General features: G+C 72.7%; 13 protein-coding genes, 2 pseudogenes and 1 riboswitch. Of the genes and pseudogenes, 9 read left to right on the top strand and 6 right to left on the bottom strand.

From position 1 onward, the window contains the following. The first annotated feature begins 189 nt into the window (after window positions 1-189). Window positions 190-699, top strand: a complete 510-nt coding sequence (locus ACH4K4_RS34300) for a hypothetical protein (protein ID WP_398172983.1) — start codon at window positions 190-192, stop codon at window positions 697-699. Between the two features lie 73 nt (window positions 700-772). Continuing rightward, the gene (locus ACH4K4_RS34295) at window positions 773-2,212 is read left to right on the top strand and encodes a flotillin family protein (protein ID WP_398172981.1); all 1,440 of its coding nucleotides are present in this window, start codon (window positions 773-775) and stop codon (window positions 2,210-2,212) included. 174 nt (window positions 2,213-2,386) lie between these two features. Here ACH4K4_RS34295 and ACH4K4_RS34290 read toward each other — a convergent pair whose 3' ends face one another. Continuing rightward, window positions 2,387-2,956 (bottom strand): class I SAM-dependent methyltransferase, encoded by a 570-nt coding sequence (locus ACH4K4_RS34290; RefSeq protein WP_398172979.1) that lies wholly within the window; start codon window positions 2,954-2,956, stop codon window positions 2,387-2,389. A 6-nt stretch (window positions 2,957-2,962) separates the two neighbouring features. Here ACH4K4_RS34290 and ACH4K4_RS34285 point away from each other — a divergent pair, with 6 nt between their 5' ends. The 3 genes from ACH4K4_RS34285 to metE all read left to right on the top strand — a co-directional run bounded on the left by ACH4K4_RS34285 (window position 2,963) and on the right by metE (window position 8,023). Then, entirely contained in the window at window positions 2,963-3,775 is an 813-nt protein-coding gene (locus ACH4K4_RS34285) for an AraC family transcriptional regulator (protein WP_398172977.1), read from the top strand. A 136-nt stretch (window positions 3,776-3,911) separates the two neighbouring features. Then, entirely contained in the window at window positions 3,912-5,234 is a 1,323-nt protein-coding gene (locus ACH4K4_RS34280) for a cytochrome P450 (protein WP_398173021.1), read from the top strand. Window positions 5,235-5,310: 76 nt separating this feature from the next. Next, window positions 5,311-5,540, top strand: a riboswitch (cobalamin riboswitch). A gap of 164 nt (window positions 5,541-5,704) precedes the next feature. Continuing rightward, window positions 5,705-8,023, top strand: a complete 2,319-nt coding sequence (gene metE / locus ACH4K4_RS34275; protein ID WP_398172975.1) for a 5-methyltetrahydropteroyltriglutamate--homocysteine S-methyltransferase — start codon at window positions 5,705-5,707, stop codon at window positions 8,021-8,023. A 54-nt stretch (window positions 8,024-8,077) separates the two neighbouring features. Here metE and ACH4K4_RS34270 read toward each other — a convergent pair. Continuing rightward, window positions 8,078-8,536: pseudogene (locus ACH4K4_RS34270) on the bottom strand (zinc-binding dehydrogenase); the annotation flags it as partial. Between ACH4K4_RS34270 and ACH4K4_RS34265 the strand changes: the two are divergent. Beyond that, window positions 8,508-8,768, top strand: a pseudogene (locus ACH4K4_RS34265) (helix-turn-helix domain-containing protein); the annotation flags it as partial. The pseudogenes ACH4K4_RS34270 and ACH4K4_RS34265 sit on opposite strands and share 29 nt — an antisense overlap. Window positions 8,769-8,783: 15 nt before the next feature. Here the strand turns inward: ACH4K4_RS34265 and ACH4K4_RS34260 are convergent. From ACH4K4_RS34260 to otr(B), 4 genes are all read right to left on the bottom strand, one after another. Then, window positions 8,784-10,202: a short-chain fatty acyl-CoA regulator family protein gene (locus ACH4K4_RS34260; protein ID WP_398172973.1), complete on the bottom strand. Its 1,419-nt coding sequence runs from the start codon at window positions 10,200-10,202 to the stop codon at window positions 8,784-8,786. Window positions 10,203-10,728: 526 nt separating this feature from the next. Beyond that, a complete protein-coding gene (locus tag ACH4K4_RS34255) occupies window positions 10,729-11,430 on the bottom strand; it encodes a (2Fe-2S)-binding protein (protein WP_398172971.1) in 702 nt (233 codons plus the stop codon). Between the two features lie 58 nt (window positions 11,431-11,488). Continuing rightward, window positions 11,489-12,244 carry a BTAD domain-containing putative transcriptional regulator gene (locus tag ACH4K4_RS34250; RefSeq protein WP_398172969.1) on the bottom strand — a complete coding sequence of 252 codons (756 nt, stop codon included), beginning with the start codon at window positions 12,242-12,244 and terminating at the stop codon, window positions 11,489-11,491. A 267-nt stretch (window positions 12,245-12,511) separates the two neighbouring features. After that, a complete protein-coding gene (otr(B), locus tag ACH4K4_RS34245; RefSeq protein ID WP_398172967.1) occupies window positions 12,512-14,203 on the bottom strand; it encodes an oxytetracycline resistance efflux MFS transporter OtrB in 1,692 nt (563 codons plus the stop codon). A 145-nt stretch (window positions 14,204-14,348) separates the two neighbouring features. Between otr(B) and ACH4K4_RS34240 the strand changes: the two genes are divergently transcribed. The 3 genes from ACH4K4_RS34240 (at window position 14,349) to ACH4K4_RS34230 (ending at window position 17,539) form a co-directional block, all read left to right on the top strand. Next, complete coding sequence (locus tag ACH4K4_RS34240) at window positions 14,349-14,828, top strand: MarR family winged helix-turn-helix transcriptional regulator (RefSeq protein ID WP_398032881.1); 480 nt, start codon at window positions 14,349-14,351, stop codon at window positions 14,826-14,828. Window positions 14,829-15,005: 177 nt separating this feature from the next. Further along, window positions 15,006-16,274, top strand: a complete 1,269-nt coding sequence (oxyA, locus tag ACH4K4_RS34235) for a tetracycline polyketide synthase beta-ketoacyl synthase subunit OxyA (protein ID WP_398173019.1) — start codon at window positions 15,006-15,008, stop codon at window positions 16,272-16,274. Continuing rightward, window positions 16,271-17,539: a ketosynthase chain-length factor gene (locus ACH4K4_RS34230; protein WP_398172965.1), complete on the top strand. Its 1,269-nt coding sequence runs from the start codon at window positions 16,271-16,273 to the stop codon at window positions 17,537-17,539. The genes oxyA and ACH4K4_RS34230 overlap by 4 nt, the downstream gene beginning before the upstream one ends. Window positions 17,540-17,571: the final 32 nt, after the last annotated feature.

The raw sequence follows: 17,571 nt of genomic DNA, 5'->3' as shown, positions 1-17,571 counted from the left end.
GCGCGCTGGAGGACGATTCCCGGCCGCGGGGGCCCGGACGCGCCTCCCGCAGAACACGCCACACGATCCGTCAGAGTCAGGCATCAAGAACGCGTTAAGATTGCCGGGTTCTGGCAATGTCGCGTCTCAAGCACCCATGTCACCATCCACCTGATCACAGATTTCGACGTGTCAGGGAGGTGGTCGAGAGTGCCTTGGTTTCTCGGTCTCGGCATTGCGGGTGTCGTCCTCCTGGCGCTTTCGCTGCTCTTCGACGGACTGCTCGAAGGACTGCTCGGCGGCGTCCTGGACGCACCGCTCGACGGGCTGCTGTCGCTCCCGGTCATCGCGGGGTTCGTCTCGATGCTCGGCTTCACCGGTGCCATCGTGCTCGGCACTACCGGGGCCGGGGCCGGCGTGGCCACGGCCGCCGGGGTCCTCGCCGGGCTCGTAGCCGGCCGGCTGACGTGGCAGGGCAGCCGTGCGCTGATGCGGCATCAGACCGCCGACACGCCGCGCGGCGCCGACCTGGTCGGCAGTACGGGATCGGTGGTCACCGCCATTCCGGCCGACGGGTACGGCGAGGTGCTGCTGCGCTGGTCCGGCCAGCCCGTGAAGCTGGCCGCCAGGTGCGCGGCACCGGTCGAGCGCGGCGCCGAGATCTGGGTGGAGGCGACGCTGTCCAGCACGTCAGTCGCCGTCCGCCGCGTCGAACGCTGACCCGCCGGCCAACGGAACAACCCGATCAACCCATTCGATCTGCCGTCCCCCGGGTGGCAGGGGGGAATTCGTCATGAATGAAGTCGTCATCGCCGTGGTGGGAGTCGTCGTACTCCTCGTCCTGCTCGCGCTCGTCGTGATCACGCGATACAAGGTCGCCGGGCCCAGCGAGGCCTTCATCATCACCGGCCGGCGCGGCAAGAAGTCCACCGACCCGGAGACCGGCCGCATCTCGATCGACAACAGCGGCCAGAAGGTCGTGGTCGGCGGCGGCGTCTTCGTCGTCCCCTTCGTCCAGCAGCGCTTCACCCTCGACCTGTCCAGCCGGCACATCCCCATCGCCGTCCGCGGCGCCGTCACCCTGCGCGGCGTCAAGGCCAACCTCGAAGGCGTGGCGATCGTCAAGGTCGGCGGCAACGAGGACGCCATCCGGGCCGCCGCGCAGCGCTTCCTCCAGCAGCAGGACGGCATCGTCGGCTTCACGCAGGAAGTGCTCTCCGGGGCGCTGCGCGCCATCGTCGGCCGCATGGCCGTGGAGGACATCATCCGCGACCGTGCCGCCTTCGCCGGGCAGGTCGCCGAGGAGGCCGAGACGAGCCTGTCGGGCCAGGGGCTGATCCTCGACGCCTTCCAGATCCAGGACATCACCACCGAGGGCTCCTACCTGGAGGACCTGGGACGGCCCGAGGCCGCCCGCGCCCGCCAGGAGGCCGACATCGCCGAGGCCATCGCCAAGCGCGCCTCCGAGCAGGCCCGCCTCAAGGCGGCCGAGGAGATTGCCATCGCCGAGCGGACCTTCTACCTCAAGCAGGCCGAGATCCGCGTCGAGACCGAGGCGGCCGCCGCCAAGGCCGACGCGGCGGGGCCGCTCGCCGAGGCGGCACGCCGTCAGGAAGTCCTCGGCGAGCAGGAGAAGGTCGCCCAGCGCCAGGCCGCGCTGACCGACCGCGAACTCGACACCAAGGTACGCAAGCCCGCCGACGCCGCCCGCTACCAGGCCGAGCAGGAGGCCGAGGCCCGCCGGGTCGCCCTGGTCAAGCAGGCCGAAGCGGACGCCGAACGCGCCCGCCTGACCGGCGAGGGCGAGAAGGCGCAGCGGGCCGCGCTCGCCGACGCCGTACGCATCGAGGGCGAGGCCGAAGCCACCGCCATCGCCGCGAAGGGCGCGGCGGAGGCCGAGGCGATGAGGAAGAAGGCCGACGCGTTCGCCCAGTACGGGGACGCGGCCGTCATCCAGATGCTGGCCGAGGTCCTCCCGCAGGTCGTCGCCAAGGCGTCCGAGCCGCTCAGCGCCGTCGACAAGATGACCGTCATCTCCACGGACGGCGCCAGCCGACTCTCGCGCACCGTCACCGACAACGTCGCCCAGGGCGTCGAACTCCTCAGCTCCACCACCGGAGTCGACCTCGCCGAACTCCTCAAGGACTTCACCCGGCGCGGCACGACCCGCCCGGCCGGCACACCGGCCGCGGAGCCGGCGGCCGCCAACGGGAAGATAGAGATCACGGACTGACCGACGCGCCGCCCGCACGTGCGGACGCGCCCGGAGCCCGGCGGGGGGATTCCCGCCGGGCTCCCGCCCGCAGTGCCCCGCCGTGGCGGGTACCGGTCCGCCTCACCCCCGTGGAAGCGAACCCAAAGGTGTTTGCCGGGAGGGCTCCGGTTGGGACTGAGCCGAGCGCTGGTCTCAGCGTGTGGCGTGAAAGCGGAACCTGCCCTTGGTGAGGGCGACGTCGGCCGGGCCGAACCCGGCGGCGCGCAGCCGTTGCGGCAGGGTCTCGGGCGGCACGGGCACGTACGTGTCCCCCAGGTGCAGCAGGCGGAACAGCACGCTCGCGCGGCCGTCGCACCCGGCGAAGACGCCGCCGGGGCGCAGCACGCGACGGGCCTCGGCGAAGAGGCGGTCCTGCTGCCCGGGCGACGGCACGTGGTGCAGCATCGTGAAGCAGACGACGGCGTCGAACGCGCCGTCGGGGAACGGCATCGACGTCCCGTCACCGTGCACGACTTCGACCCGGTCCGCATACGTTTTCTGGAGGTTCTTGGCGAACTCGGCGTCGACTTCGAGGACACTGAGACGACCCGGCACGCGCCGTTCGAGCACGCGCGTGGTGGCGCCGTAGCCGGGGCCGATCTCCAAGGTCTCGGTACCGAGTTCCACTCCGTCGAGGGCCCAGGGGAGCAGATTCCGCTCGACCCCCCGTGCCCACTTGTCCGAACTGCAGATCCATTGGTGTACGCGGTTCATGGAGGCCATGCTGCGATGCTAAGAAGCGCCGACGACGTCCACCACGAGGTGGGGCGACAGGTCCTGTCGCGATACGGACACCTGGCACCGCACGGCGGGTTTCCGCACACCGCGGTCGTCGTCGGCAGCTTCGCGGTCGACGACGGCCAGTGGTACGGGACGCACTGGCACACGACGCACCAACTGGCCTGGGCGGAGCGGGGCGTGGTCGCCGTACGCGCCCAGGGGAACACCTGGATCCTGCCGCCGACCATGGCGCTGTGGATACCGGCCGGCATCGAGCACGCGACGGGGGCGACCAGCGCGGTCGTGGGCCGGAGCCTGTGGTGCGCGCCAGACCGCTGCCCGGTGGACTGGACGGCGCCCACCGTCGTGGGCGTCTCGCCGCTGCTGCGCGAGCTGATCACGTACCTGGCGGACGACGGCCTGCCGGCGGAGGCCAGGGAGCGGGCGGAGGCGGTCCTGATCGACCAGTTGCGTCCGGTGTCGGTGACGACCGTACTGGCGCCGCTGCCCAGCGACGGCCGGGCGCGCCGCGTCGCACGCGCCCTGCGCAGCCGGCCGTCGGACGGCCGGACGCTGGCGGAGTGGGGCACGGAAGTGGGGGCGAGCGCGCGGACCCTGGCCCGCGCGTTCACCGCGGAGACGGGCATGCCGTTCGGGCAGTGGCGCACCCGGGTACGCCTCCAGGCCGCGATGCCGCTGCTGGCGGGCGGCGCGACGGTGGCCGCGGTGGCCCCGCGGGTCGGCTACGCGTCACCGAGCGCGTTCGTGGCAGCGTTCAGGCGCGTGGTCGGGGTGCCGCCGGGGGTCTACTTCTCGCCGTAGGAGAGGCAGGAGTCGGCCCGTCACGGGCGGTGTCCCCGGGCCGCCGTCGAGTCCGGCAGGACACCGTCGACGTCGAAGAGAACCGTGGTTATCGTCGTGCCCTGATGGTCGCAGAGTTCCGTTGGGAGGCGTGACCATGCGTATTCCGGGCCCCGAACCCCGGGCGGACGGCGGGGTGGGCGCTGTCGCGGCGGCGGGCGGGTTGCACCACTACCAGTTGTGGCTGCACGCCGAGTACGGGCCCGTCGTACGGTTCCAGCTCCCGGGCGCCGAGACGGCCGTGTCGGTCGCCGACCCCGTGCTGCTGGAGGCCACGGCTCACATCGACAAGCGGCCTGAGCGGCTGTTCGAGTTCCTGGCCCCGCTGTGCGAGGCGGGCAACTTACAGGTGCTGCCGGCCGACGAGCACGCCCCGTGGCGGCGTCTGCTGCTGTCGGTGCTGGCCGGGCGCCCTTCACACGAGCGGCACTTCGAGCGGTTCACCGCGCTGGCGACGGCACTGGCGGACTGTTGGGCCGGGCAGGCCGACGGCGGGCCCGTCGCGTTGCAGAAGGACCTGACCGCGCTGTCGCTGCGGATGATCTGCGAGTACGCGCTGGGAGGCGACGCCGCGGACCCGGACGGCGTTGTGACCGCCTTCGAGGAGGTGCTCACCGAATACCTGGGGCGGCTCTACCAGGTGCCGGTTCCGGGGACGCGGGAGGAACGGGACCGGCGGACGGCGCGGGCCCTCGCCTACCTCCGCGCGACGGTCGACCGGGTGGTCGCGGCGCACCGCCGCGGCGGCCCCGCCGACCGGAGCGATCTGGTCGGGGCGCTCGTCGAGGCCGGTGAGCGGCCCGCGCGGATCCGCGACACCGTCATGGTGACGCTGCTGGCCGCCCACCACACCACCGGAGTTGCCGTCTCGTGGACCCTGCATCTGCTGGGGCGCCACCCCGACGTGGGCGAACGCGTCGCCGAGGAGCTGGACCGGGTGCTCGGCGACCGGGCGGTGCCCGGGTACGTCGACCTGCGGCGGCTCACGTACCTGGACATGGTCCTGAAGGAGTCGATGCGGCTGTTCCCGCCCGGCCCGTACGGTGCGCGGGAGACGACCGAGGACCTTGCCCTGGGCGGTTACGAGATCCCGGCCGGGACGACGGTCTTCTATCCGTTCTGGGCCGTCCACATGAACCCCCGCTACTGGCCCGAACCCGAGAGGTTCGTACCCGAGCGCTTCCTCGCGCGGGAGGTGGCCGGGCGGCCGAGGCTGGCCTACGTCCCGTTCGGCATCGGGCCGCGCAGCTGCGAAGGCGCCGCTCTCGCGATGGTCGAGGCCCAACTGGTCCTGGCCGTACTGCTGAAGCGGTTCCGGTTCCGGCCCGCGCCGGGGCACGAGGTGACGCCGGTCGAACGGTTCGTGCTGTGGGCGGCCGACGACATCCGCATGACCGTGAGTCCGCGGCCGCCCGCGTAGGCCGGTCGCGGCACTCGTGTCCCATCTCACGTACCGCCATGTGAACAGGGGTGTCCGTGCGGGCCACGGTCGATCTACTGTGTCCGGTGCAGCTGGTTCGCCCTGCCCGCCAGGCAGACGCGTCGTAAGAGGGAACCCGGTGGGAATCCGGGACTGCCCCGCAGCGGTGAGCGGGAACGACCGCCGTCATACGCACTGGATCCGGGCCGCGGATCCGGGAAGCGACGGCCAGTAGGTGTCCGCCGGACGACGATCCGGCAGACGGGCCCGCGAGTCCGAAGACCTGCCCGTTGCCCGCGCGCGTCCATGCGTGCGCGGACGTCCCGGTGACCCCGAGGGAGGGTCGGCGACCACATCAGGCGGGCATGGGCGTCATCGGACGCCCCGCGGCTCGTCCGGGCCGCCATTCCTTCGCGTTCTCGTCCCGTCACCGGGGCTCGGAGAAGATCACGCTCGCGAAGGAGAGTTCCGTGACAGCGAAGCCCGCAGCCGCGGCAGCACGGGCCACCGTGTACGGCTACCCCCGCCAGGGACAGAACCGGGAACTGAAGAAGGCCGTCGAGGGCTACTGGAAGGGCCGCGTCACCGCGGACGCCCTGCTGGAGACCGCCAAGGACCTGCGCCGTTCGAACTGGCAGCAACTGGCCGACGCCGGCATCCACGAGGTACCGACCGGTGACTTCTCGTACTACGACCATGTCCTGGACACCAGCGTCATGGTCGGCGCCGTCCCGGACCGGCACCGTGCCGCCGTCGCGGCCGGCGCCCTGGACGGCTACTTCGCGATGGCGCGCGGCACGCAGGACGTGGCGCCGCTGGAAATGACCAAGTGGTTCGACACCAACTACCACTACTTGGTACCGGAGTTGGGGCCCGACACGGTTTTCGCCGCGCACTCCGCCAAGCAGGTGGGCGAGCTGAAGGAGGCGCTCGCCCTCGGGCACACGCCGCGCCCGGTGCTCGTCGGCCCGGTCACCTACCTCCTGCTGGCCAAGCCCGCCCCCGGCGTCGCCGCCGGCTTCGACCCGCTGACCCTGCTCGACCGGCTCCTTCCCGTCTACGCGGAGGTACTGGCCGACCTCCGCGCGGCCGGCGCCTCATGGGTGCAGCTGGACGAGCCCGCCCTCGTACAGGACCGCACCCCGGCCGAACTCAACGCCGCCGAGCGCGCCTATCGCGTGCTGGGCGCCCTCGCCGACCGCCCGAAGCTGCTGGTCGCCTCGTACTTCGACCAGCTCGGTGAGGCGCTGCCCGTCCTCGCCAAGGCCCCCGTCGACGGCCTGGCGCTGGACTTCACCGAGGCCGCCGCCGGCAACCTGGACGCGCTCGCGGCCGTCGGCGGCCTGCCCGACAAGCGCCTGGTCGCCGGAGTCGTCAACGGCCGCAACGTCTGGATCAACGACTACGAGAAGTCGCTGGCCACGCTCGGGACCCTGCTGGGCCTGGCCGGCCGGGTCGACGTGGCCGCGTCCTGCTCCCTGCTGCACGTTCCGCTCGACGCCGCCGCCGAGCGGGACATCGACCCGCAGGTCCTGCGCTGGCTGGCGTTCGCCAAGCAGAAGACCGCCGAGATCGCCACGCTCGCCCGCGGACTCGCACAGGGGACGCACACGATCGCCGCCGACCTGGCCGCCAACCGCGCGGACCTGGCTTCCCGCGCCGGTTCCGCGATCACCCACGACCCCGTCGTACGCGAGCGGGCCGCCGCCGTCACCGACGCCGACGGCCGCCGTGCCGCGCCGTACGCGGAGCGGGCCGCCGCCCAACGCGCCCACCTGGGCCTGCCCCTGCTGCCCACCACCACCATCGGCTCCTTTCCGCAGACCGCCGAACTGCGGGCCGCCCGGGCCGACCTGCGTGCGGGGCGCATCGACACGGCCGGGTACGAGGAGCGCATCAGGAACGAGATCCGCGACGTCCTCGCCTTCCAGGAGAAGGCGGGCCTCGACGTCCTCGTCCACGGCGAGCCCGAACGCAACGACATGGTGCAGTACTTCGCCGAACAGCTCGTCGGCTACCTCGCCACCCAGCACGGCTGGGTCCAGTCGTACGGCACGCGTTATGTCCGTCCGCCGGTCCTCGCGGGTGACATCTCGCGGCCCGAGCCGATGACGGTGCGCTGGACCCGGTACGCGCAGTCGCTCACCGACCGGCCGGTCAAGGGCATGCTGACCGGCCCGGTCACCATGCTCGCCTGGTCCTTCGTCCGCGACGACCAGCCGCTCGGCGACACCGCCCGCCAAGTGGCGCTGGCCCTGCGCGACGAGGTCGGCGACCTGGAGGCGGCCGGCACCTCGGTCATCCAGGTGGACGAGCCGGCGCTGCGCGAGACGCTGCCGCTACGCGCCGCCGGCCACGCCGCCTACCTGGCCTGGGCCACCGAGGCGTTCCGCCTCACCACCAGCGGGGTGCGCGACCGGACCCAGATCCACACGCACATGTGCTACGCCGAGTTCGGCGACGTCGTCCAGGCCATCGACGATCTCGACGCCGACGTCATCAGCCTGGAGGCCGCCCGCTCCCACATGCAGGTGGCCCGCGAACTGGCCGCACACGGCTACCCCCGTGAGGCCGGCCCCGGCGTGTACGACATCCACTCCCCCCGCGTGCCGAGCGCCGAGGAGGCGGCGGACCTGCTGCGCGCGGGCCTCGGCGCCATCCCGGCCGAGCGCCTGTGGGTCAACCCGGACTGCGGTCTGAAGACCCGCGGCTGGCCGGAGACCCGCGCTTCGCTGGAGAACCTCGTCACCGCCGCGCGGACCGTCCGGGCGGAGCTTCCCTCCTCCTGAACGGGTGACGGCCGGGAGGGCGTGCTCGGGCGCCCCCCGGCCGTCACAACGGACTCAGCGCACGGTGATGACCAGCTTGCCCGTGGTGCGGCCCGTCTCCCCCTGGACGTGGGCCCGGGCCCCTTCGGCGAGGCCGGCGATGGCCTGCATCCCGGCCCGGTCGTGCTCGACGAGCAGGGTGACGGCGCGTACCCGTGCCTTCTCCGCCGCGGCCCGGATGTCCTCGGCGCCCGGCAGCAGGGAGACGAGGATGCCGCCGGGGCGGAGTACGCCCACGCAACGGGTGGCGGTCTCCCCGCCGAGGGCGTCGAGGACGACGTCGTAGCGCTCCTCCGTGTCGGTGAAGTCCTCGGAGCGGTGGTCGACGCAGGCGTCCGCGCCGAGCTCGCGCAGGAAGCCGTGCTTGGGCACGCTCGCCGTCCCGGTGACGTGCGCGCCGCGCTCCTTGGCGATCTGCACGGCGAGATGGCCGACACCGCCGGCCGCGGCGATGAGCCCCCGTACCTTCGCCCGGCGCTTCCGGGAGGAGACCGGCATGAGCCCCGGCCGCTGGCTGACCCAGCAGCGGCTGCGGCGGGCGCGGCATCTGCTGGAGTCCAGCGACATGCCGGTGGACCGGATCGCCCCCGAGGTCGGCTTCGCCACCGCCACCTCGCTGCGGCGGCACCTGGCGACGGAGGCGGGGGTCGTCCCGTCGGCGTACCGGCGTACTTTCCGCGCTGCGCGACCACAAGAGCCGGTCTGACAGCTCACGTTGGGGTCACCGCGCGTCCCGGCCCCCGTCGCCGGTCACGGGATACGGCACGAAGGTGCTGCTGTTCTCGTCGATGGCCAGCGGCCGGCCCAGCGGGGGTACGGCGCGCTGGGGGCAGTCGAGACGTTCGCAGATGCGGCAGCCCATGCCGATGGGCGTGGCGGCGGAGGCGTTGTCGAGGTCGAGGCCGTCGGAGTAGACCAGCCGGGAGGCGTGGCGGATCTCGCAGCCGAGGCCGATGGCGAAGGTCTTGCCGGGCTCGCCCCAGCCGCCGCGGTGGCGGGTGACGGCACGGGCGGTCCACAGGTAGCGCTGTCCGTCCGGCATGGCCGCGACCTGGACGTGGATGCGGCCGGGAGCGGCGAACGCCTCGTACACGTTCCAGAGGGGGCAGGTGCCGCCGGCGCGGGAGAAGTGGAAGCCGGTGGCGGACTGGCGTTTGGACATGTTGCCGGCGCGGTCGACGCGTACGAAGGAGAACGGGACTCCGCGCAGCCGCGGGCGCTGAAGGGTGCTCAGGCGGTGGCAGACGGTTTCGTAGCCGAGCCCGAACCGGTCGGTGAGCCGCTCGATGTCGTAGCGGGCCTCCTCGGCGGCCGTGTGGAAGGCGCGGTAGGGAAGGACCAGTGCGGCGGCGAAGTAGTTCGCCACGCCGATCCGGGCCAGCGACCAGGTGTCGGAGCCCTCCGGGAAGTCCTCGGCGGCCAGCGTGGACAGTTCGTCGCCGTATTCGAGCAGGGCGAGCTGGGTGGCCATACGGAACGCCTGCTGCCCCGGACGCAGCCGGCCGGACAGATGCAGGACGCGGGCGGCGGGGTCGTAGTGGTGCGGCTGCGCCGAGTCCGGTGCGACGCGTATCCCGTGGTGTCCGGTGAGCCGTGCGGACAGCGCCTGGAGCACCTCGCCCGGTCGGATGCCGATGGCGTGGGCCAGGTCCTCCGCCGCCAGGTCGGCGTCGTGGAGGTAGTTCTGCCGCCGGTAGAAGAAGTCCCGGATCTCTTCGTGCGGCGAGCGCGGCACGGACGCCGCGGCGCCGTCCCGGCCCTCCGCCGCCACGGCCAGTTGCTCGGTGAGGGCGTGGTTGCGCCGGCCGAGTTCCACCAGGACCGCGGCCACGGCCGGCATCCGGTGCGCCAGCTGCGCCAGGTCGGACGGTGAGACCCGGGCTTCGGCGACCTCGTTCGCGAGGGTTTCCCTGAGGTCGGCGACGAGCCGGCTGGTGTCCCGCTCCGAGAAGAAGGCCGCGTCGACGCCGAACGTCTCGGTCAGGCGCAGCAGTACCGGGACGGTGAGCGGCCGGGAGTCGTGCTCCATCTGGTTGAGGTAGCTGGGCGATATCTCCAGCCTCCGCGCCAGCTCCGCCTGGCTGAGTCCGCGCTCCTCGCGCAGCCGCCTCAGCCGCGCACCCGCATAGGTCTTGCTCACCGGGACTCCTTCACGACGAAGCTCAAGACTAGGCGGCGCCGGCCGATCCCGGAAGGTTGGCTAACTTGGCAATCGCCGCGGGGAAGATGCGCAGAAGTTGGCAGCGGTCCACGCTTGATGGCACATAGTGCCACTGCCAGAGTCTTCGTACGGCCAGCGGACTTCGACTCGTCTCGCGGGTCCGTGCAGCAGAAGGTCGGGCATTACGTGCCAGTCGTTCGCACACTTCACACCAACGAACCCGCCCAGCGCCGGGCACCCTCCCTCTGCCCGCCAAGGAGACGCGCGTGTCCACCACCGAACTGACCGGGGCCGCCCGGCGAGGAAGGCGTGCGGAGTTCTTCACTGCCGACGCCTACGCCCGTTCCCTGGTCCGCCGAGCGGTGGCTCCGTACAACCGGGGCTGAGGGGCCCCGGTGTGCCGCCGGGGTGAGGGTCCCGGCTGCCGTCGGACGGGCGCGGAGCGGAACTGAGGCTGCTCCGCGCCCTCCACCCGGCATTAGGCTCTGACCCTCCGGTGTAGGGCTTATGTCCGGCGCTTCGCGCGGTGGAGAACGCAGTCGCCGCACAAGCCGCCACCCGGGACGCGGTAGTAGAGGCAGCAGCTGTGGCGGCGGTAGGCGAGGGGACGGGTGGTGAGCACGCCCGCGTCTTTGAGGGGTTCGCGTCCCAGGAGCGCCGTCGCGAGCGCGAGCGGCGGGTGCGGCAGGTCGGGGGCGCAGGACTGGAGCACCCGTACGGTGCCGACCAGCGCCGAGGCGACGTTGCCTCGCATGACGAGCGGTGACAGGCCGTAGTTCCGCTCCAGAGCGGCGCCCAGGGGCAGCAGGTTCCGTACGACGACGGCCGTGTGCACCGCGTCGGCCGTGTCGCCGCCGACGGTCGCGGCCGCCTCGGGCATCCAGAGGTCGATGGGGCCGGACTCGGGCGCCCGCCACCAGAGCCCTTCAGGGTCGAGGTCGGGTACCTGCCCGGTCAGCGCCGCACCGGCCAGGGCGACCGACCACAGGCGGGCGGCCGTACCGAGGTGGAAGGTGGAGGCGGCCACGCGCCGCCGGCCGGTGCCGATCCGCTGCCCGACCTCGGTGACGCGCTCCGACAGCAGCGCCCGCTCCTGGTAGAGGCCGGCGAGCGGTCGGAACCGCGTGGCGTCCGGCCGGGGCCCGCAGGAGACCGCGAAGTAGGGGCCGATGGCGGAAATCCGCGCGAGTGTCTCGGTGGTGACCATGTGCCTGCCGCTCGCCTGTACGCGTCCGTGAACGCGAGGGAGCGTACAACGCGCCCCGTCACGACGCGGACTTGAGGACCTCCTCCTGCGCGCGTTGCAGGTCGTACGAGGGGTCGAGGCCGAGTTCGTCCCGCAGGAGGCGGCGCACCTTGTGGTAGACGTGCAGTGCCTCGCCCCGCCGGCCCGCCTTGCCCAGGGCCAGCATGAGCTGTGCGTGGAACCACTCGTCGTACGGGTATTCCATGACCAGGGACCGCAGGTCGGTGATCAGCTCGCCGTACCTGCCGAGGTCCATGGCGGCCTGGATGCGGAGTTTGCGTACGGAGACGCGCCGCTCGTCGAGGTTGCTCACGTAGTCCCGCAGCGCCCTCCCGCAGGGCACATCGGCGAGGGGCGTGCCGCGCCACAGCCGCAGTGCCGCCTCGGCCCACCGGACCGCGCCTTCGGCGTCGTGCCCGGCGTAGCTGGCCTGGGCCCGGTCGGCCAGCCGGGCGAAGTGGTGGGTGTCGAGCGACTCCTCGGGGGCGTGGAGCAGGTAGCCGGGGGGCGCCGTGACGATGGAGCGCTCCTGCGGGTCCGCTCCCAGCTCTTCGATGAAGTCCTTGCGCAGCTGGTAGATGTAGGTCTGGGCGGTGGTGACGGCGGTGCGCGGAAGGGCGTCGCCCCACAGTTCGTCGAGGATGGATTCCAGGCTGACGATCTGGTTCGCCCGCATCACCAGCAGGGCGAGCACCTGTTTCACCTTCGGAGCGGTCGGGGTGTACGCCAGCCGGTCGTTGACGGCCCGTATGGGGCCCAGTGCCTTGAAGTCCATGGTTTCCCGCCTCCGCTGAATGTCGTGGTCACGCCGTCGGCCGAACGGGACCAGACGCTAACGGCGGCGGGACGGCGGCCCAAGCGAAGGCAACGGAAGTGAAGCCCGGCAGCGGAAACCGGAAGGAGAAACTGCAACCTTGGTGGCAGACCGCACCGTCGAGGAGTCCGGGAAAGGGGGGAACCGGCCGGTCCGGTGCCGGGAATCGGCCGTTCCGCGCCCCGGCCGGTGGTCGCGGGGCGCGGCGGGCCGCCGGTTCCCGTGCGGTCAGGCGTCCGGCGCGGGCAGCCGCCCGCCGCCCGCCCCCGCACCGCTTTCGGCCGGTTGCTCCGGTTCCGGCGCCGTCTCCTCCTGGAGTTCGCGCAGGAACCAGGTCAGGACGAAGCCGACCAGCAGCACCGCGCCGCCGGCGAGGAACATGACGTGGAAGCCGTGGGCGAAGGACTCCGTCACCGGCTGGAGCAGCCGGGCGTCGATGCCGTTCAGCAGGGACGTGTCGTCGAGGTTGATCCCGGCGCCCTGTCCCGACTCGGCCATGTCCAGGAAGCGGTGGTTGGCGGGGTCGCCGGTGATCGTCGGATCCGTCAGGAGGCGCTCGAAGCGCGGGGTGTGCAGCAGGTCGGCGAGGCGCCCGAGCGCCACCGCGAACATGACGGAGAACAGGACCGCGATGCCGGTGGAGCCGCCGATCTGCCGGCACAGCCCGGACGCGCCGTTCGCCACCCCGAGCTGGTTCTTGGGAGCCGCGTTCTGCATGGCGAGGGTGATGACGGTCTGGGACAGGCCGATGCCGACGCCGAGCCACAGGACGATCAGGACGATGCCCCACATCGGGGTCTCCGCGCCGGCGGTGGCCATGGTCAGCAGCGCGCCGGCCATGGAGCCCAGGCCGACGACGGCCAGTTTCTTGAACCGGCCCGAGGCCGCGATGAGCTTGCCGGAGACCACCTGGGAGGCGATGGTGCCCAGCATGAACGGGATGACCACCAGCCCGGCCTGGGTCGGTGTCCGTCCCTGCACCATCTGGAGGAACAGCGGCAGGGTGGTCACCGTGCCGAAGATGCCGACGCCGATGGTGAAGTTGACGGCCGAGCACAGGGCGATGCCGCCCCGCCGGAAGAGCCCCAGGGGCAGTACGGCCTCCTCGCCCCGCCGCAGCTCGACGGGGATGAACAGCGCCAGCCCGGCCGCGCCCAGCGCGAAGCAGACGAGGGCGGCCGGCGAGCCCCAGCCCCAGGAGCGGCCCTGTTCGGCCACGATCAGCAGGGGCACCAGGAACAGTGCCAGCGCCGCCGCCCCCAGCACGTCGATCCGGTGCTCCCGCCTCTCGTGCGGCAGGGCGAGGGCCTTGCGTACGGTGACCAGCGCCAGCAGGCCCAGCGGCACGTTGAGCAGGAACACCCAGCGCCATCCTTCGACGCCGAAGACCTGGCCGGCCTCCGCGAAGAAGCCGCCCGCCAGCGGGCCGACGACGCTGGCCACGACCCACGCCATCTGGAGGAAGGCGAAGTAGCGGCCGCGCTCGCGCACCGGGGCCAGGTCGGCGACCACGGCGGTGGGCAGCGACATCAGCCCGCCGCCGCCCAGGCCCTGGACCGCCCGGAAGAGGGCCAGTTCCGCCATCGAGCCGGCCGTGCCGCAGAGGACCGAGCCCACCACGAACACGGCGATGGAGATCAGGTACATGGGCTTGCGCCCGTAGATGTCGGAGAGTTTGCCGTAGAACGGCATCGCCAGCACGGAGGCGATGAGGTAGGCCGTCGTCGCCCAGGCCTGCTCGGTCTGGCCGTGGAGGTCGTCCGCGATGGTGCGCATCGCGGTGGCGATGACCGTCTGGTCCAGGGCCGCGAGGAACACGGCCAGCAGCAGTCCCGACATGGCCGTCAGGATCTGCCGGTGCGTGAACGCCCCGCCTGCCTGGTCGACCGCGCCCGCCGGGCCCGGATTTGCGGATGACACGGTTCCTCACTCTCCAGGCCGGTGGTTCCGGCCCCGTACCCACACGTTGTTCACCGTCGGCACCAAGGCCGGGTGCCGAGCGTAATCACCGACGACAGTTTTGACAAGGTCTTGTCGTTCTCCGGCGGGGACATACCCTGTGCCCATGGATTCCTCAGCCCCTGACGTGGACGCCCTGATCGAGGTGACCGCCGAGGTCTTCGCGGTCAACGGCCGCCTGCTCCGCGAAGGCGACAGCCTCACCGCCCACGCGGGGCTCACCTCGGCGCGCTGGCAGGTCGCCGGACTGCTGCTGAACGGTCCCTCGACGGTCGCCCGCCTGGCCCGCGAACGGGGGCTGCGGCGGCAGGCGGTCCAGCAGACCGTCGAGCGGCTGCGGGCCGAGGGCGTCGTGACGACCCGGCCCAACCCGCAGGACCAGCGCAGCCCGCTGGTCGAACTCACCCCGAGCGGCCGGCAGGCGCTGGACGATCTGCGCCCGCTGGAACGGCGGTGGCTGGAGTACCTGGCCGAGGACGTGCCGGCCGAGGACATGCGCGTCACGATCGCGGTGCTGCGCCGGCTGCGCGAGAAGCTGGACGCCCGGCCCGCGACGGAGTTCGGGACCGGGCGGCAGTCCGCCTGAGGGATTCGCGGTCCGGCGCCGCGTCTCCGCCCGGTGCGCGCCGGGCCGCCCGCCGCGGTGGCTCCGGCGTCGAATCCGCCTCCAAACCGCCTTGAACTCCGAAGGTCACTCTGTGCCTCGACGCGCTCGCGCCGCCCCCGGTGGCGCGACGACGGCAGAGGAGACTCAGTGTCCAAGATCCAAGACGCTCGACGCGTCGTAATCACAGGGATCGGCGTGGTGGCTCCGGGAGACGTGGGCACCAAGCCGTTCTGGGAGATGCTCACGGCGGGGCGTACCGCCACCCGCCCGATCTCGTCCTTCGACGCCTCGTCCTTCCGCTCCCAGGTGGCGGCCGAATGCCGCTTCGACCCGGCGGCGGAGGGGCTCGGCCAGCGGCAGGTCCGCGCCTGGGACCGCACCACGCAGTTCGCCTACGTGGCCGCGCGGGAGGCGCTGGCGGACAGCGGCGTGACGGGCGAGGCCGACCCGCTGCGCACCGGCGTCATGGCGGGCACCGCCTGCGGCATGACGATGAGCCTGGACCGCGAGTACGCGGTGGTCAGCGACGAGGGCCGGCTGTGGCAGGTCGACGACGCGCACGGCACGCCCTACCTGTACGACTACTTCGTGCCCTCGTCGATGGCCGCCGAGATCGCCTGGCTGGCCGAGGCGGAGGGCCCGGCCGGGGTGGTCTCGGCCGGGTGCACCTCGGGCATCGACGTGCTCACCCACGCGGCGGACCTGGTACGCGACGGCGCGGCCGACGTGATGGTGGCCGGGGCGTCCGACGCCGCCATCTCCCCCATCACCGTGGCGTGCTTCGACGCGATCAAGGCCACCACGCCGCGCAACGACGAGCCGGAGACCGCGTCCCGGCCCTTCGACCGCACCCGCAACGGCTTCGTGCTGGGCGAGGGGGCGGCCTTCTTCGTCCTGGAGGAGTACACGCACGCCAGGCGGCGGGGGGCCCGCGCGTACGCGGAGATCGCCGGGTACGCCGGGCGGTGCAACGCGTACAGCATGACCGGGCTGCGCTCGGACGGGCGGGAGCTGGCCGAGGCGGTGAGCCGCGCGCTCGACATCGCGCGCCTGGACCCGTCGGAGGTGGACTACGTCAACGCCCACGGCTCGGCGACCAAGCAGAACGACCTCCACGAGACGGCGGCGTTCAAGCAGAGCCTGGGTCCGCACGCGTACTCCGTCCCCATCAGCTCCATCAAGTCGATGATCGGCCACTCGCTGGGCGCCATCTGCGCGCTGGAGGTGGCGGCCAGCGCCCTGACCATCGAGCACGGGGTGATACCGCCCACCGCCAATCTGCGGGAGCCCGACCCCGCGTGCGACCTGGACTACGTACCGCTGGTGGCCAGGGAGGCGCCGGTGTCCACGGTGGTCTCCGTGGCCAGCGGGTTCGGCGGCTTCCAGAGCGCGATCGTGCTCACCGACCCGGGGAGGAAGCGGTGACCGGACAGCTCGTCTCCGCCACCGCCGCCGGCGCTCCGGCCGGCCGCACCGCCCGGCCGGTGGTCACCGGCATCGGCGTGGTCGCGCCCAACGGGCTGGGCACCGAACGGTACTGGGCCGCGACGCTGCGCGGCGACAGCGCGATCGGCCGGGTCACCCGGTTCGACCCGTCCGGCTACGCCTCGTCGCTGGCCGGCGAGGTCAAGGACTTCGACCCGGCGCGGGAACTGCCGAGCAGGCTGCTGCCGCAGACCGACCACATGACCAGGCTCGCGCTGGTCGCGGCCGAGGAGGCGCTGGCCGACGCGGGCGCCGACCCGCGGACGATGCCCGACTTCGCGGCCGGGGTGGTCACCGCCGCGTCGGCGGGCGGGTTCGACTTCGGCCAGCGGGAGCTGGAGGCGCTGTGGAGCAAGGGCGGCGCGCACGTCAGCGCGTACCAGTCCTTCGCCTGGTTCTACCCGGTCAACTCCGGCCAGATCTCCATCCGGCACGGCATGCGGGGCCCCGGCGGCGCGCTGGTGGCCGAGCAGGCCGGCGGGCTGGACGCGGTGGCCAAGGCGCGCCGCCACGTACGCGACGGGACGCCGCTGATGCTCACCGGCGGTGTGGACGGTTCGCTGTGCCCGTGGGGCTGGCTGTGCATGACCCGTTCCGGCGGGCTGACCACCCGGACCGATCCGCGCCGCGCTTACCTGCCCTTCTCCCCCGGCGCCTCCGGATACGTACCGGGTGAGGGCGGGGCTCTGCTGGTCCTGGAGGACCCCCGGGCCGCCGCGGAGCGGGGATCCCCGCAGATCTACGGGCGGATCGCCGGGTACGCGGCCACCTTCGACCCCCGTCCGGGCTCGGGCCGGGAGCCGGGGCTGCGCAGAGCGCTCCGGCTGGCGCTGGACGACGCCGGGATCGGGACCGGGGACGTGGACGTGGTCTTCGCCGACGCGATGGGCGTCCCGGCGCTCGACGCGGTGGAGGCGCAGGTGCTGGCCGCCGAGTTCGGGCCGCGCGGGGTGCCGGTGACGGCGCCGAAGACGATGACGGGACGCCTGCTGGCCGGCGGCGCGTCCCTGGACCTGGCGGCGGCGCTGCTGTCGCTGCGCGACCAGGTCGTCCCGCCGACGGTGCACGTGGACGGCGGAACCGTCCCGGACAGGCTGGACCTGGTCGTCGGCGCTCCCCGCCCGGCGTCCCTGCGGCACGCCCTGGTCCTCGCCCGCGGTCACGGCGGGTTCAACTCCGCGATGGTCGTCAGCGGCCGGGACTGAGCCGCCGCTCCCGGCCGCTTCCGCGCGGCCCT

It is taken from the genome of Streptomyces sp. NPDC017529, assembly GCF_044329785.1.
GTDB lineage: Bacteria > Actinomycetota > Actinomycetes > Streptomycetales > Streptomycetaceae > Streptomyces.
This window is presented reverse-complemented; position numbering and strand designations above follow the sequence as displayed.

Coding starts and splice junctions, on each gene's coding strand:
- ACH4K4_RS34295 (WP_398172981.1), top strand. CDS start 773: ATGAATGAAGTCGTCATCGCCGTGGTGGGAGTCGTCGTACTCCTCGTC.
- ACH4K4_RS34290 (WP_398172979.1), bottom strand. CDS start 2,956: ATGGCCTCCATGAACCGCGTACACCAATGGATCTGCAGTTCGGACAAG.
- ACH4K4_RS34285 (WP_398172977.1), top strand. CDS start 2,963: ATGCTAAGAAGCGCCGACGACGTCCACCACGAGGTGGGGCGACAGGTC.
- ACH4K4_RS34280 (WP_398173021.1), top strand. CDS start 3,912: ATGCGTATTCCGGGCCCCGAACCCCGGGCGGACGGCGGGGTGGGCGCT.
- ACH4K4_RS34255 (WP_398172971.1), bottom strand. CDS start 11,430: ATGGTCACCACCGAGACACTCGCGCGGATTTCCGCCATCGGCCCCTAC.
- ACH4K4_RS34250 (WP_398172969.1), bottom strand. CDS start 12,244: ATGGACTTCAAGGCACTGGGCCCCATACGGGCCGTCAACGACCGGCTG.
- ACH4K4_RS34240 (WP_398032881.1), top strand. CDS start 14,349: ATGGATTCCTCAGCCCCTGACGTGGACGCCCTGATCGAGGTGACCGCC.